Annotated in this window: 17 protein-coding genes; 11 read left to right on the top strand and 6 right to left on the bottom strand. The window is 70.9% G+C overall.

Annotated features, from left to right (window positions below; all coding sequences use genetic code 11):
- Nucleotides 1–80 precede the first annotated feature (80 nt).
- On the top strand, nt 81–422 hold the full coding sequence (locus OG842_RS18090; protein WP_328512351.1) for an SCO0607 family lipoprotein: 342 nt from the start codon (nt 81–83) through the stop codon (nt 420–422).
- Between the two features lie 19 nt (nt 423–441).
- On the opposite strand, the gene OG842_RS18085 is transcribed toward OG842_RS18090, so the two are convergent.
- Together OG842_RS18085 and OG842_RS18080 are read right to left on the bottom strand one after the other, a co-directional pair.
- Complete coding sequence (locus OG842_RS18085; RefSeq protein ID WP_189545666.1) at nt 442–684, bottom strand: hypothetical protein; 243 nt, start codon at nt 682–684, stop codon at nt 442–444.
- Nucleotides 681–929, bottom strand: coding sequence for a hypothetical protein (locus OG842_RS18080; protein ID WP_093540260.1), 249 nt, complete (start codon nt 927–929; stop codon nt 681–683). The genes OG842_RS18085 and OG842_RS18080 overlap by 4 nt, the downstream gene beginning before the upstream one ends.
- A gap of 145 nt (nt 930–1074) precedes the next feature.
- On the opposite strand from OG842_RS18080, the gene OG842_RS18075 reads away from it, so the two are divergent.
- Nucleotides 1075–1725 carry a hypothetical protein gene (locus tag OG842_RS18075; protein ID WP_266730872.1) on the top strand — a complete coding sequence of 217 codons (651 nt, stop codon included), beginning with the start codon at nt 1075–1077 and terminating at the stop codon, nt 1723–1725.
- Entirely contained in the window at nt 1722–2117 is a 396-nt protein-coding gene (locus OG842_RS18070) for a hypothetical protein (protein WP_328512350.1), read from the top strand. The genes OG842_RS18075 and OG842_RS18070 overlap by 4 nt, the downstream gene beginning before the upstream one ends.
- A 75-nt stretch (nt 2118–2192) precedes the next feature.
- Here the strand turns inward: OG842_RS18070 and OG842_RS18065 are convergent, their stop codons facing one another.
- The gene (locus tag OG842_RS18065; RefSeq protein WP_266730870.1) at nt 2193–2951 is read right to left on the bottom strand and encodes a phosphoglyceromutase; all 759 of its coding nucleotides are present in this window, start codon (nt 2949–2951) and stop codon (nt 2193–2195) included.
- 208 nt (nt 2952–3159) lie between these two features.
- Between OG842_RS18065 and OG842_RS18060 the strand changes: the two genes are divergently transcribed.
- Nucleotides 3160–4479, top strand: a complete 1320-nt coding sequence (locus OG842_RS18060) for an MDR family MFS transporter (protein ID WP_266730869.1) — start codon at nt 3160–3162, stop codon at nt 4477–4479.
- A 131-nt stretch (nt 4480–4610) separates the two neighbouring features.
- Here the strand turns inward: OG842_RS18060 and OG842_RS18055 are convergent, their stop codons facing one another.
- Together OG842_RS18055 and phoU are read right to left on the bottom strand one after the other, a co-directional pair.
- On the bottom strand, nt 4611–4760 hold the full coding sequence (locus OG842_RS18055; protein WP_164495177.1) for a hypothetical protein: 150 nt from the start codon (nt 4758–4760) through the stop codon (nt 4611–4613).
- Between the two features lie 236 nt (nt 4761–4996).
- Nucleotides 4997–5674: a phosphate signaling complex protein PhoU gene (gene phoU, locus OG842_RS18050; protein WP_266730868.1), complete on the bottom strand. Its 678-nt coding sequence runs from the start codon at nt 5672–5674 to the stop codon at nt 4997–4999.
- Between the two features lie 198 nt (nt 5675–5872).
- On the opposite strand from phoU, the gene OG842_RS18045 reads away from it, so the two are divergent.
- Both OG842_RS18045 and OG842_RS18040 read left to right on the top strand, forming a co-directional pair.
- Nucleotides 5873–7150 (top strand): sensor histidine kinase, encoded by a 1278-nt coding sequence (locus OG842_RS18045; RefSeq protein ID WP_328512349.1) that lies wholly within the window; start codon nt 5873–5875, stop codon nt 7148–7150.
- Nucleotides 7147–7827, top strand: a complete 681-nt coding sequence (locus tag OG842_RS18040) for a response regulator transcription factor (RefSeq protein WP_072487966.1) — start codon at nt 7147–7149, stop codon at nt 7825–7827. The genes OG842_RS18045 and OG842_RS18040 overlap by 4 nt, the downstream gene beginning before the upstream one ends.
- 109 nt (nt 7828–7936) lie before the next feature.
- On the opposite strand, the gene OG842_RS18035 is transcribed toward OG842_RS18040, so the two are convergent.
- Nucleotides 7937–8575, bottom strand: coding sequence for a DUF461 domain-containing protein (locus tag OG842_RS18035; RefSeq protein ID WP_266730864.1), 639 nt, complete (start codon nt 8573–8575; stop codon nt 7937–7939).
- 640 nt (nt 8576–9215) lie between these two features.
- Here OG842_RS18035 and OG842_RS18030 point away from each other — a divergent pair.
- The 5 genes from OG842_RS18030 to OG842_RS18010 all read left to right on the top strand — a co-directional run bounded on the left by OG842_RS18030 (nt 9216) and on the right by OG842_RS18010 (nt 13595).
- On the top strand, nt 9216–9698 hold the full coding sequence (locus OG842_RS18030) for a CarD family transcriptional regulator (RefSeq protein ID WP_006380568.1): 483 nt from the start codon (nt 9216–9218) through the stop codon (nt 9696–9698).
- A 375-nt stretch (nt 9699–10073) separates the two neighbouring features.
- Nucleotides 10074–10820: a 2-C-methyl-D-erythritol 4-phosphate cytidylyltransferase gene (gene ispD, locus OG842_RS18025; protein ID WP_266730862.1), complete on the top strand. Its 747-nt coding sequence runs from the start codon at nt 10074–10076 to the stop codon at nt 10818–10820.
- Entirely contained in the window at nt 10810–11352 is a 543-nt protein-coding gene (gene ispF / locus OG842_RS18020) for a 2-C-methyl-D-erythritol 2,4-cyclodiphosphate synthase (RefSeq protein ID WP_266730860.1), read from the top strand. The genes ispD and ispF overlap by 11 nt, the downstream gene beginning before the upstream one ends.
- Nucleotides 11353–11464: 112 nt before the next feature.
- The gene (locus OG842_RS18015; RefSeq protein ID WP_328512348.1) at nt 11465–12049 is read left to right on the top strand and encodes a GNAT family N-acetyltransferase; all 585 of its coding nucleotides are present in this window, start codon (nt 11465–11467) and stop codon (nt 12047–12049) included.
- 31 nt (nt 12050–12080) lie between these two features.
- The gene (locus OG842_RS18010) at nt 12081–13595 is read left to right on the top strand and encodes an ABC transporter substrate-binding protein (RefSeq protein WP_328512347.1); all 1515 of its coding nucleotides are present in this window, start codon (nt 12081–12083) and stop codon (nt 13593–13595) included.
- Nucleotides 13596–13599: the final 4 nt, after the last annotated feature.

Below are 13599 nucleotides of genomic sequence, written 5' to 3'. Positions count from 1 at the left end.
GGGTGAGTATTCGTACTCATGATCGGTGTTTCGCGCCCCGGGCAGGCTGGTAGTACCAGTCCGGCAAACGAGGAGCGAACATGTACGGGATCAGCCGAATCGGCCGGGTGGCGTCCGCGAGGAGCGGGCGCCGCCCGAGCCGCTCCGCAGTCGGGCTCGCCCTGGCCGCCGCGACCGTGGCGGCGCTGACCACAGGCTGCTCGATGCAGGACGCGATCTGCGGCGGCGGCGAGTACCCGGTCATGACGATCGGGGGCACCGGATCGGCCTGCGTGCCCGACGACGAGGACTCGCCGAAGGGGTATGTCCGCTACCCGAAGGGCAAGGTCCCCGAGCACGTGGACGACAAGTGGGACGTGTACTGGCGGACCCACAGCGTGGACAAGGACGGCCGGATCATCGAAGTCCCGGCCGGTTCCTAGGAGTCGGGCCGCCATCGGTTCAGGGCAGCGGGACGAGCCTCACCACGGTGACGATCAGGACGGTCCCGGAGACGTAATAGAGCACGATCGCCCCGGCGACCGTCGCCTCGCGGCGGTCGCGCTCGCTCTTGACGGCCGACGACCCGTGTCCGTACGGGTCGAGGCCCAGGGTGCGTGCCATCTCGGCGCGGAAGGTCTCCCCGTCGCGCATCTTGGCCAGGGAGTCGTCGGCGGGCGGTGCGTAGGAAATGCGGTAGCTCAAGCTACGCTCCGCCTCTCGGCCTCGTCCTGTGCCAGCCGGTCCAGGATCCGCTCGGCCTCCGGATCGGGTACGGCCTCCAGCATCCAGTGCCGCATCACGGCCTGGATCTCGTGCACACCCGCCTCGTTGATGGCGCGGTCGAACTCCGCGCGTCTCTCCTCGGGCAGCGTGGCGCGGATGGCCGGAATGCTGTTGGGCACGTCGACCTCGGCACCGCCGACGAAGGTCTTCAGGGGCTCGCCCATGGTTGCTCTCCCCGCTCTCCTTGCTTCCTCCGCACGGCCCGTCCGGCCGATTCCGGTCGGTCCCGTCCCTGCGCGGGCCGGTGCTCGGGCCACGGTAGCGCCAGCGCCGACGGCGGACACGGAACCCACGCGATACGTTCGCCCCGTGACAGCGACAACATGGGACATATTGCTGATCGGTGGAGCTTCGGGCGTCGGCAAGAGCCGGGTGGCAGCCCAACTGGCCGGTGGATCGGAGGAGTCGAAGGGGTTCCTGGTCGAGTTCGACGACGTGGTCAGCGCCGTCGAGGCCATGACGACGCCCGAACACCACCCCGAACTCCACCACTTCGGCGGCGCCCCCGACACGGAACGGCTCACCGTCGACCAGGTGCTGGACCTCCAGATCGCCACCGCCAGGGCCCTCGAACCCGCGGTGCTCGGGGTGGTCCGCAACCGCCTGACCGTCGATGTCCCCGCCGTGATCGAGGGCGACTACCTCACCCCGGCCGCCGCGGCTGAGGCGATCCGCGAGGGGAAGGCGGCCGGCCGCCGGGTGCGGGCGGTGTTCCTGCACGAACAGGACCCGGAACAGATCCTCGCCAACTACGCGGCCAGGGAGCCCGGCAGCGGCGAACAGCGGCACCGGGCGCAGGTCAGCGCCGCGTACTCGCACTGGCTCGCCCGGCAGGCCTCCCGGCACGGACTGCCGGTGGTCGAATGCCGCCCCTGGGACGGCCTCGCGGGACGGGTGGAGGAGGCGTCGGGGCAGGACGGGGCGGTGTTGTCACACCCCGGACCTACGCTCGGACCATGAGCGTTTCCATCTACTACAGCGCCCGCCGGGCGCAGCCGCTGACGGGCGCCGAGGCGGCCGCCGTCGAGCGTGTGGTCGCCACGCGCGCTCAGTCGTTCCCGTACGACGACGAGGAGAGCCTGTATCTGTACGACGTCGACGGCCGGATCGTCACCGGGTCCACGAAACTGCCGATCGACCCCGACCGGTGGCTGCCGGTCATCGTCCATGTGCTCGACTCCGTAACCGAGTTGCGCCGCGCGGTCGGTGGAGCCGAGTGGCACGTCCACATGGACGACGTCGACGTCCCGTGGGACGAGACGGAGGGGTACGCACTGCCGGGCATGCGGGACCCGGCACTCGCCGCCGAGCTGGGCGGCCTCTGCGGGACCCCGGACGAGCAGGGCGGGTGAGGGCGAGGGGGAGCGAAGAAGCCGGGAGCCCCCTGCTCGCGGTGGAACCGCGTGCAGGGGGCTCCCGGCGCTGTACTACTTCTTGCCCTGGTTCTTCACGGCCTCGATGGCGGCCTTCGCCGCGTCCGGGTCGAGGTACGTGCCGCCCGGCTTCAGGGGGCGGAAGTCGGCGTCCAGCTCGTAGACGAGCGGGATGCCGGTCGGGATGTTCAGGCCCGCGATGTCGGCGTCGGAGATGCCGTCGAGGTGCTTGACCAGGGCCCGGAGGCTGTTGCCGTGGGCGGCGACCAGGACGGTCCGGCCGTCGAGCAGGTCCGGCACGATGTCGTCGTACCAGTACGGCAGCATGCGGGTGACGACGTCCTTGAGGCACTCGGTGCGCGGGCGCAGCTCCGGCGGGATCGTCGCGTAGCGCGGGTCGTCGCTCTGCGAGAACTCGGTGCCGTCCTCGAGGGCGGGCGGCGGGGTGTCGTAGGAGCGGCGCCAGAGCATGAACTGCTCCTCGCCGAACTCGGCGAGCGTCTGGGCCTTGTCCTTGCCCTGCAGGGCGCCGTAGTGGCGCTCGTTCAGCCGCCAGGAGCGGTGGACCGGGATCCAGTGGCGGTCCGCGGACTCCAGCGCGAGCTGCGCGGTGCGGATGGCGCGCTTCTGGAGGGAGGTGTGCAGGACATCGGGGAGCAGGCCGGCGTCCTTGAGCAGCTCACCGCCGCGGACTGCCTCCTTCTCGCCCTTCTCCGTGAGATTGACGTCCACCCAGCCGGTGAACAGGTTCTTCGCGTTCCATTCGCTCTCGCCATGGCGGAGGAGGATCAGCTTGTACGGTGCGTCGGCCATGGGTCCGAGCGTAATCGAACCCGTACGAGCCCCGCGCGGCCGGTCACAGGGCGGACAGGGGGAGCGGATGGCAGGCGGGGCGGGGCGGGACGATTGACGGTCGGCGTCAATTGACTGGCGTACCGGAATCCGGGATTCGTAATGTTCGGACGGTCGTCGGGACTCTTACCGACGGTGTCCGTTCCGTACGTCCCTGGGGGGATGCCGCATGTCTGTCGCCGGTCTCAGACGGGCCGCACACGAATCCGTGTCCGGGCTCCCCAGGCAGTTCTGGTGGCTGTGGACGAGCACGCTGGTCAACCGGCTCGGAGCGTTCGTCGCCACGTTCATGGCGCTGTACCTGACCCTGGACCGGGGCTACTCGGCCTCGTACGCCGGTCTGGTCGCCGCGCTGCACGGGCTCGGCGGGGTGGTTTCCTCGCTCGGGGCGGGGGTGATGACCGACCGGCTCGGCCGGCGGCCCACCATGCTCATCGCGCAGACCTCGACGGCCGTGTCCGTGGCCGTGCTCGGCTTCATGGTCCACCCGGTGGCGATCGCGGCGGTCGCCTTCTTCGTCGGCATGGCCAGCAACGCGTCGCGGCCCGCCGTGCAGGCGATGATGGCCGACATCGTCCGGCCCGAGGACCGGGTGCGGGCCTTCTCGCTCAACTACTGGGCCATCAACCTGGGCTTCGCCGTCTCGTCGGCCGGGGCCGGGTTCGTCGCCGAGTACAGCTATCTCGCCGGGTTCCTCGGCGAGGCCGCGATGACGCTGATCTGCGCCGTCGTCGTCTTCCTGAAGGTGCCGGAGTCGCGGCCGGACAAGCCGGTGGTGGCCGGGCTCCCGGTCGAGGACGGCGCGGACGAGGTCCGGCTCTCCACCGTGCTGCGCGACGGCCGGTTCATGAGCGTCGTCGGGCTGTCCTTCGTCATCGCGCTGATCTTCCAGCAGGGGTACGTGGGGCTGCCGGTGGCCATGGGGACGGACGGGTTCTCCAGCTCCGACTTCGGTACCGCGGTCGCCGTCAACGGGGTGCTGATCGTGGTGCTCCAGATCCCCGTCACCCGCTTCATCCAGCACCGCGACCCGCGCCGGCTGCTCGTCGTGTCGTCGCTGCTGGCGGGGTACGGATTCGGGCTGACCGCGTTCGCCGGGTCGGTCGCCGTCTACGCGCTGACCATCTGCGTCTGGACGGTCGCCGAGATCGTCAACTCGCCGATCCAGAGCAGCCTGGTCGTCCGGCTGTCGCCGGCCCGGGGCCGGGGCCGCTACCAGGGCATGTACACGATGTCGTGGTCCGCGGCCGCACTGATCGCGCCGCTGATGTCGGGCCTGGTGATCGACCGCTTCGGGGCGCAGTGGCTGTGGGGCGCGTGCGCGGTCCTGGGGACCGGGGCCGCGCTGGGCTACTGGCTGCTGATGCGGAACCTGCCGGGGGCGGAAGGGGCGGCCCCGGTGCCCGAGGGCGGCAGCCGGGTGGCGGGGAGCGGCGGGGGCTCCTCGACGGGTACGAAGGCCGAGCCCGCCGTGGAGCGGACGGGCTGAGGCGGTTTCACTCCGGGCGGCACCCGGCCCGACCTGATCAACCGCCCCGTCGCCGCGTCCGCGCACGGCAGCGCCCCGCGCGGAGCGTTCCGTCTCCGCGCGGGGCGTACCCGGCATCGCGTGGCAGCAGGTCAGCCGCTGCAGCCACCGCACTGGCACGGGGCTCCGGACTGGCAGCCGCAGCCGCAGCCCGAGCCGCAGCCGCAGGCGCCGAGCAGGGTCAGGTGCACCACTTCGGCGGGTGCCTCCTGCTGAGGGTCGGTCGTGGGGGAATCGGCCATGGTTCCTCCTCAATGCGTACGACAGGGCCGTACGCCACGAGGACGCGCGTACGACCGGGGCGTACGGACAAGGCGTGCCGCCCCACCCCATTGGATGCCCAACCCGGCGGGCGCATCAACGGCGCACACATGCAGAAACATTTGTGCGACCCGATGCGCCCACGCACGCCCGTACGCGCCCTGGCTGCGCGCTCCGGTCAGGCGTCCCGGTCACGCGCTCCGGCCGGCCACCCCGGTCACGCGCCCTCCACCGCCGTCTGCTGCTGGATCTCGTCGGCGTGCTCGCCCGTCACCAGGTACACGACCCGCTTGGCGACCGACACCGCGTGGTCCGCGAAGCGCTCGTAGTAGCGGCCGAGCAGCGTCACGTCCACGGCCGTCTCGATGCCGTGCTTCCAGCGGTCGTCCATCAGGTGCTGGAACAGCGTGCGGTGCAGCAGGTCCATCTCGTCGTCGTCCTGCTCCAGCTGGAGCGCGAGGTCGACGTCCTTGGTGATGATCACCTCGGCGGCCTTGGCCATCAGGCGCTGCGCCAGCTGCCCCATCTCCAGGATGGTGGCGTGCAGGTCGTTCGGGACCGCAGAGTGCGGGAACCGCAGCCGGGCAAGCTTGGCGACGTGCTGGGCGAGGTCGCCGGAGCGCTCCAGGTCGGCGCTCATCCGCAGGGAGGTGACCACGATGCGCAGGTCCGTCGCCACGGGCTGCTGCCGCGCGAGCAGGGCGATGGCCCGCGCCTCCAGGTCGTGCTGAAGGTCGTCGACCTTCTGGTCCGCGGCGATCACGCTCTCCGCGAGCTTGAGATCGGCATCGAGCATGGACGTCGTCGCCCGGCCGATCGCCGACCCGACGAGGCGGGCCATCTCGACCAGCCCTTCTCCGATCGAGTCGAGTTCCTCGTGGTACGCGTCACGCATGGAAGTCCCTCTCCAGTCCTCTGTGTAAGGCCGGGGCACGGTTCGAACCCCACGCTGCCACCCTGAGTGGCGTACGCGTCGGCTTCCGGCCGCCCAAGTGAACCAACCCTTGCTCCTCGGTGAACTCTGGGCGACGAGTGTTCGGACAGGCACTCGGATGGCTGGGAGAGTGCTCCGACACCCGCATAACCTTGACGTATGGACGTGAACGCGGCAGTCGCCGCAGCTGCGGCGATCGGCGGTGCGTGTACCGGCGTGATCGCCATGCTTGCGTTCCGCTGGAGCGAGCGCGACCAGAAGAAGCCGACGCGGACCTCCATGCGGCCCGACAGCAACGCACCCCTGCCGCCCGGGGTGGACACGGTCCTGTCCGTGCTCAGCTCCTCGGCGGTCGTGCTCGACGAGAGCGACAGCGTGGTCAAGGCCAGCTCCGCCGCCTATGCGCTGGGGCTGGTCAGGGGCGGGCGGCTCGCCGTCGACGCGATGCTGAACATGGCCAGGGACACCCGCCGCGACGGCGAGATACGGCAGGTGGAACTGGACCTTCCGCGGCGCGGTACGGGCCGCGGCGAGGCCCTCGCGGTCTCCGCCCGGGTTGCCCCGCTCGGCTCCCGGCTGGTGCTCCTGCTGGTCGAGGACCTCACCGAGGCCCGCCGGATAGAGGCGGTACGGCGCGACTTCGTCGCCAACGTCAGCCATGAGCTCAAGACCCCGGTCGGCGCGCTCTCGCTGCTCTCCGAGGCCGTGATGGACGCCTCCGACGACCCGGAGGCGGTGGAACGCTTCGCGGGCCGGATGCAGATCGAGGCGACCCGGCTGACCAACCTCGTCCAGGAGATCATCGACCTCTCGCGGGTGCAGAACGACGACCCGCTGGAGGACGCCGAACCGGTCCGGGTGGACGAACTGGTGGCCGAGGCCATCGACCGCTGCCGCCAGCAGGCCGACTCCAAGCAGATCACCATGGCTGCGGGCGGCACCGCGGAGCTCCGTATCTGGGGCAACCGCGGCCAGCTCGCCGCGGCGCTCGGCAACCTCGTCGAGAACGCCGTCAACTACAGTCCCGCCCGCACCCGAGTGGGCATCGCCGCCAGGCGACTGTCCGTGCCCGGCGGGGACCAGATCGAGATAGCCGTGACCGACCAGGGCATCGGCATCTCGGAGAAGGACCGCGAGCGGGTCTTCGAACGCTTCTACCGCGTCGACCCGGCCCGCTCACGGGCCACCGGTGGCACCGGCCTCGGCCTCGCCATCGTCAAGCACGTGGCCGCCTCGCACGGCGGGGAGGTCACGGTCTGGAGCTCGGAGGGCCAGGGCTCCACCTTCACCCTGCGGCTGCCCGAAGCGGGCTCCGTACGGGAACGGGACCGCAGCTCGGGCGGAACGCCCGTCGTCAACGGCGACGAGGGCGGCCCCCATGGACCCGCCCACCCCGACACCCTTGAACCATTCCCTGCCCCGGAGGTCCTTCCGTGACCCGAGTGCTCGTCGTCGAGGATGAGGAATCCTTCAGCGACGCCCTGTCCTACATGCTCCGCAAGGAAGGCTTCGAGGTCGCCATCGCGGCCACGGGCCCGGACGGGCTTGACGAGTTCGAGCGCAACGGCGCCGACCTCGTCCTGCTCGACCTGATGCTGCCGGGCCTGCCCGGCACGGAGGTCTGCCGCCAGCTGCGCAGCAGGTCCAATGTCCCCGTGATCATGGTCACGGCGAAGGACAGCGAGATCGACAAGGTGGTCGGCCTGGAAATAGGAGCCGACGACTACGTGACCAAGCCGTTCTCCTCGCGGGAGCTGGTCGCCCGCATCCGCGCGGTGCTGCGCCGTCGCGGCGAGCCGGAGGAGGTCACCCCGGCCGCCCTGGAGGCGGGCCCGGTGCGGATGGACGTGGACCGTCACGTCGTCACCGTCGCCGGTGGCAAGGTCGACCTCCCGCTCAAGGAGTTCGACCTGCTGGAGATGCTGCTGCGCAACGCGGGCCGGGTGCTGACCCGCATGCAGCTGATCGACCGGGTGTGGGGCGCGGACTACGTGGGTGACACCAAGACCCTCGACGTCCACGTCAAGCGCCTGCGCGCCAAGATCGAGCCCGACCCGGGCGCACCACGCTTCCTGGTGACGGTGCGCGGCCTGGGGTACAAGTTCGAGCCGTAGACCGCCTGATGTGCCGACGGCGGAGGGCGCCCCCCATCCGGGGGGCGCCCTCCGCCGTCAGCGGGCTTGCGTCATGGAGCTGCAGGCCAGTCGGTCTGCGGTCGGCAGGTCAGTCGGTCTGCGTGTCCGCGCCGCTCTCCGAATCCGAGGCGCTGTCGCCCTCCGACCCGGCGGCGGGGGCCGTGGCGGAACCGGTCGGCGTGGCCTCCGCCGACTTCTCCGGGGTCTCGGGCAGCGTGCTCGGGCCGTAGCCCGTGAAGTAGCTCTTCGCCGGCACGACGAACGCGCCGAGCGGGACCTCGCCCGCCGAGCTGAACTTGAAGACGACCTGCTGCACATTGCCCGCCTGGGCGGCCTCGCTGCCGTTCTCGATGACGGCGGAGGCGTTGCCCTCGCCGCCCAGGAGCACCGAGCCGCCGGCCGGGACGACGACCGGTCCGGCGCCCTTGGCGGCGTGCAGCTGGACCGAGGCGCTCGAACCCGGCAGCGTGATGGCTTCCAGGGTCTGCGGCTTCGTGCCGTTGTTGAACAGCGTCGCGGCGACGACGGCCGGGCCCTGGGCGGTGAGCTCGGGCTGGGTGACGACGTTCGCGTTCTGGATGCTGATGTCACCGATGGTGGTGGCAGCAGTGTCCGGCCTGACCTTGAGCGTCGCGGCGTCATTGCCCGCGCCGCACGCGGCGAGCGAGGCGATCGAGAACACGATGGCTGTGGCGGCGAGAGCGCCGTGTCGAAGGCTGCGGCTCACGGCGGCGGCAACTCCTTGAACGTTCGGACTGCGGACGGGTGGGGAGCGACGTAAAGCCGCCCTAAGGGTGTGTCAGCGGCCTTAGGCTACCGAGCCGCCCGCCCGGCCCCGCACCCGACCCGCCCCTGAGGACGATCTCGGTCGCCCCGGCGCTCGCGGGCACTTCCCGCGGTCATACCGTTCGGCGGCCCGCTTCCGGCAAAGGTTTGCGGGCCCGGCAGCCGCCGAAACGGCCCGTCACATGCCGTTCACATATCGCCGGTGATCAATTCATGGAGCGTGGCGCATTCCGTGCGCATAACCGATCGCGCCGCGCCGTTGATCAATTCCATTGATCAACGGTACTTACCTCCGTACGGGTGATCGATCTCCGAACGGAGTACGGAAAGTTCATCATCTGGAACCCGACAAAACAGGACGTTCATCCCCTTCGGAGGGTGGTTCGGATGCGTGCAAGGTGTGCGTTTCGTCCCACCCGCACAACGGCTCCGACCTGCGAATTCCGCCCCCGGTGAACCTTCCGCAGCACGTGCGTGTCGCTGTTGTCAAGCCCCGAGATATGCCCTGACCTGCGAAAACGCCATTCAGGAGAAGCAGTTCTCGTGTTACTCTTGATAGCCACGGAAGGGGTACCTGTCACATGACGTTCAAGGTTGGCGACACCGTGGTCTATCCCCATCACGGGGCCGCGCTGATCGAGGCTATCGAAACTCGCCAGATCAAAGGCGTGGACAAGACCTACTTGGTGCTCAAGGTCGCCCAGGGCGACTTGACGGTTCGTGTGCCGGCGGACAATGCGGAGTTCGTGGGTGTGCGCGACGTGGTCGGGCAGGAGGGGCTGGACCGGGTCTTCGAGGTGCTTCGCGCGCCGTACGCAGAAGAGCCGACGAACTGGTCCCGGCGCTACAAGGCAAATCTCGAGAAGCTCGCCTCCGGCGATGTCATCAAGGTCGCCGAAGTGGTTCGCGACCTGTGGCGTCGTGAGCGCGAGCGTGGACTCTCCGCAGGTGAGAAGCGCATGCTCGCCAAGGCTCGCCAGATTCTGGTGAGCGAGCTCGCTCTCGCGGAGAACACGAACGAAGACAAGGCCGAGGCTCTGCTCGACGAGGTTCTCGCGTCCTGAACCGGCTCGCTCCGGTCGTAATCAATGTGCCGCGGTGCCCGCTGACAACCGTATTCACGGTATGTCGTCGGGCGCCGCGGCATGTCCGGTTTCAGTCATGGCGTGGCTGGATACGGCCGCCGTGTGGCCGAATTTCTGGCGCAGCCTGTCCGGATTACGTCCCGACGCACCGATGCGTTGGCTTCATCGGTGATACCCCCGATACGTTGCTCGCGATCTTGCGCAGCCGATCCCGAGCGCCGGTGCGGCTTGTCCGACTTCGACCGGGTGTCACGGAAAGGGCCCCGTCGAGTCAGGGCACGGCGCCCGGCTCGCTTGTGGCCATACCCACGTCGGCTGTGGAAACAAACATGCCGAAGCTCCGGAGTGCAATCGATGTCTGATCAATCGCGTCCGTACCGCACGGCCGCCGTGATTCCCGCAGCCGGCCGCGGTGTACGGCTCGGTCCGGGCGCCCCCAAGGCGCTCCGCGCGCTGGGCGGGACACCCATGCTGATCCACGCGGTACGGGCCATGGCGGCGTCCCGTGCCGTCTCCCTGGTCGTGGTCGTCGCGCCGCCGGACGGCGCCCACGAGGTCAAGAACCTGCTCGACGAGCACGCCCTGCCCGAGCGCACCGACTACCTCGTGGTGCCCGGCGGCGACACCCGCCAGGAGTCGGTGCGGCTCGGCGTCGACGCGCTGCCCGAGGACATCTCCGTCGTCCTCGTCCACGACGCGGCGCGCCCGCTGGTGCCCGTCGACACGGTGGACGCGGTGATCGAGGCGGTACGGGACGGGGCGCCCGCCGTCGTCCCCGCGCTGCCGCTGGCCGACACAGTCAAGGAGGTCGAGCCCGGTGCGCCGGGGGAGCCGGAGCCGGTGCTCGGGACGCCCGTGCGGGCCAGGCTGCGTGCCGTGCAGACCCCGCAGGGCTTCGACCGCGACACGCTCGTGCGGGCGCACGGGACCGTCGCCGTCAGCGGCGAGGGCGCGACGGACGACGCGGGCATGGTGGAGCAGCTCGGGGCGCCCGTGGTGGTCGTACCCGGGCACGAAGAGGCGTTCAAGGTGACGCGGCCGCTGGATCTGGTGCTGGCCGAGGCGGTACTCGCACGCAGGAGGGCGAACGATGGCTTCTGAGGAAACGTTGGGGCGCGAGGGGGCCGAGGCGGCTTCCGCGGAACGGGCCGGGCCCGTGATCCCGCAGGTCGGGATCGGCACCGACATCCACGCCTTCGAGGAGGGCCGCGAGCTGTGGTGCGCGGGGCTGCTCTGGGAGGGCGAGGGGCCGGGGCTCGCCGGGCACTCCGACGCCGATGTCGTCGCGCACGCCGCGTGCAACGCGCTCTTCTCGGCCGCCGGGCTCGGCGACCTCGGGCAGCACTTCGGCACCGGGCGGCCCGAGTGGTCCGGCGCCGCCGGGGTGACCCTGCTGACCGAGGCGGCCCGGATCGTGCGGGCCGGGGGCTTCGAGATCGGCAATGTCGCCGTCCAGGTCGTCGGCGTACGGCCGAAGATCGGCAAGCGGCGCGACGAGGCGCAGAAGGTGCTGTCGGCCGCCGTCGGGGCGCCCGTCTCGCTCTCCGCGGCCACCTCCGACGGGCTCGGCTTCACCGGCCGGGGTGAGGGCATCGCCGGGATCGCGACCGCGCTGGTCTACCGCACCGGCTGAGCCCGCACGGCCCTGACCTGCCGGGACCTCCGGGCCCCGGCCTTGTTGCACATCGCTTGCACGTACGCTGGAGCGGCAAGCGATGTGTCGTACGAGGACGGTGGGCTCGCGGATGAGCACGACGACGGTGGCGCCGGTAAGGGCCGGAGCCGACGGGTACGCACTGCGCACCGCCACCCCTGCCGATCTCGGCGGTGCGCGGGCCGTGATGCTCGACACCGTCTACCGCGACCTGAAGTCCGGCTACGTACCGCGCTGGCACGCCGACATCATCGACCCCGATGCCGCCTACCTGCGCCCGGACCGCTGCACCCTGCTGGTCGTCGAGCGCGACGGCGAGATCGTCGCCACCGGCGCGGTGCGCGACCGCGGGCCCCAGGCGCCGCCCAATCCGCGGTGGGTCGCGGACCGCTTCCCGTCCGGCACCACCGCCCAGCTCTGCCGGATCTACGTCGCGCCCGGCCACCGCAGGCACGGCCTGGCCCGGCGGCTGGTGCGCGAGCTGTGCGACTTCGTCGCGGCGGCCGGCGGCTACGCGGCGATCTACCTGCACACCGACCCGGCCGTGCCCGGCGCCGAGCCGTTCTGGCGGTCGCTGGCGGACGAGGTGTGCGACGAGCGCGCGCTGCCGGGCGGCGGCCAGGGCATCGTCCACTTCGAGCTGCCGGTGCCGGTGCCCGCCACCCCCACCCGGTAAGTGATAATCGTTTTCATATAAGGTCACCGTCATGCCCTCTCCCCGACGCCGTCGCCGCGCGCTGCCGCTCTCCGCGGCCGCCCTCCTCGTCCCCCTCGCCACCGCCTGCTCGTCCTCCGACGGCTCCGGCTCCTCGGCGGACGGGCAGCGGCTCCGGGTCGTCATGGCCTTCCCGCCCGCCCAGGCCATGTCCCCGTACGGCGACGACGCCGTCACCCTCAGCCGCCTCGCCGTGATCGAGGGCCTCACCACGCTCGACAAGAACGGCGACGCCGCGCCCGCGCTCGCCACCTCCTGGAAGCGCGACAACGACCGCACCTGGAGCTTCACCCTGCGCGACGCCGTCTTCCAGGACGGCCGGAAACTGGAGTCGCCCGCCGTCGCGCGCTCGCTGCGCGCCGCCGAGGAGGCGTCCCCCAGGCCCCGGGTCCTCAGCGACACCCGCCTCACCGTCACCACGCCGGACGCGAGGACCGTACGGATATCCACCCGGACCCCCGACCCGCTGCTGCCCCAGCGGCTGGCCAACCCGTCGCTCACGATCCTGTCCGAGGGCGCGTACGAGGGCGGCAAGGTGAACCCCGCCGGGCACGCCACCGGCCCCTTCACCCTGACCGAGGTCAACGGCGCGGTCAGCGCGACCCTCCAGCGCAACGACAGCTACTGGGGCGCCAGGGCCAAGGCCCCCGGCGTCGACGTGAAGTTCGTCGCCGACGGCACCGCACGCGCCAACGCGCTGCGCACCGAGGCCGTCGACGTCGCCGAGTACGTCCCCATCTCGCAGGCCTCCCTCCTCGGCGACGGGCTCGTCCACGAATTCCCCTCCGCCCGCACCAACGGCCTCTCCCTCAACACCCGCCACGGAGTCTTCGCCGACCCGGCGATGCGCGCCGCCGCCCGCGAGGCCATCGACTCCAAGGCCCTCGTCAAGGCCGTCTACGAAGGCCGCGCCGACACCGCGAAGGGCCTCCTCGGTCCCGGCGTGCCCTGGGCGGCCGCCGACCGCACCGCCCCCACGAACCGGGCGAAGGCCGCCGACAAGGCGGAGGTCGCGAAGACGAAGCAGATCGTCCTCGCCACGTACACCAACCGGCCCGAGCTGCCCGAGGTCGCCACCGTCGTCCAGCAGCAGCTCACCGCGCGCGGCTTCACCGTCAAGCAGGTCGTACGCGACTACGCCCAGCTGGAGGCCGACGCCCTGGCGGGCAAGTACGACGCGTTCATCCAGGCCCGCAACACCCTCCTGGACACCGCGGACCCGGTCTCCTACCTCGCGTCCGACTTCACCTGCGACGGCAGCTTCAACATCTCCCAGCTCTGCGACGAGCGCGTCGACGCCGCCGTGGACAAGGCCGTCGGCCTCGCCGGCACCGATGCCCGCCACCGCGCCGAGATGAACGCCGAGGCCGGCATCCTCGGCACCGACGCCCTCGTACCGCTGCTCCACGAACGCTTCGTCCAGGGCTACGACGACAGCCGCGTCCACGGCGTCTCGCTCGACCCGATGGAACGCACCCTGATCACCGCCGACACCCGCGTCGGGTGACCGG

This window comes from Streptomyces sp. NBC_00376 (genome assembly GCF_036077095.1).
Classification (GTDB): domain Bacteria; phylum Actinomycetota; class Actinomycetes; order Streptomycetales; family Streptomycetaceae; genus Streptomyces.
The sequence above is the reverse complement of the archived record's forward strand: the minus strand, read 5'-3'. Positions and strand labels throughout refer to the sequence as shown.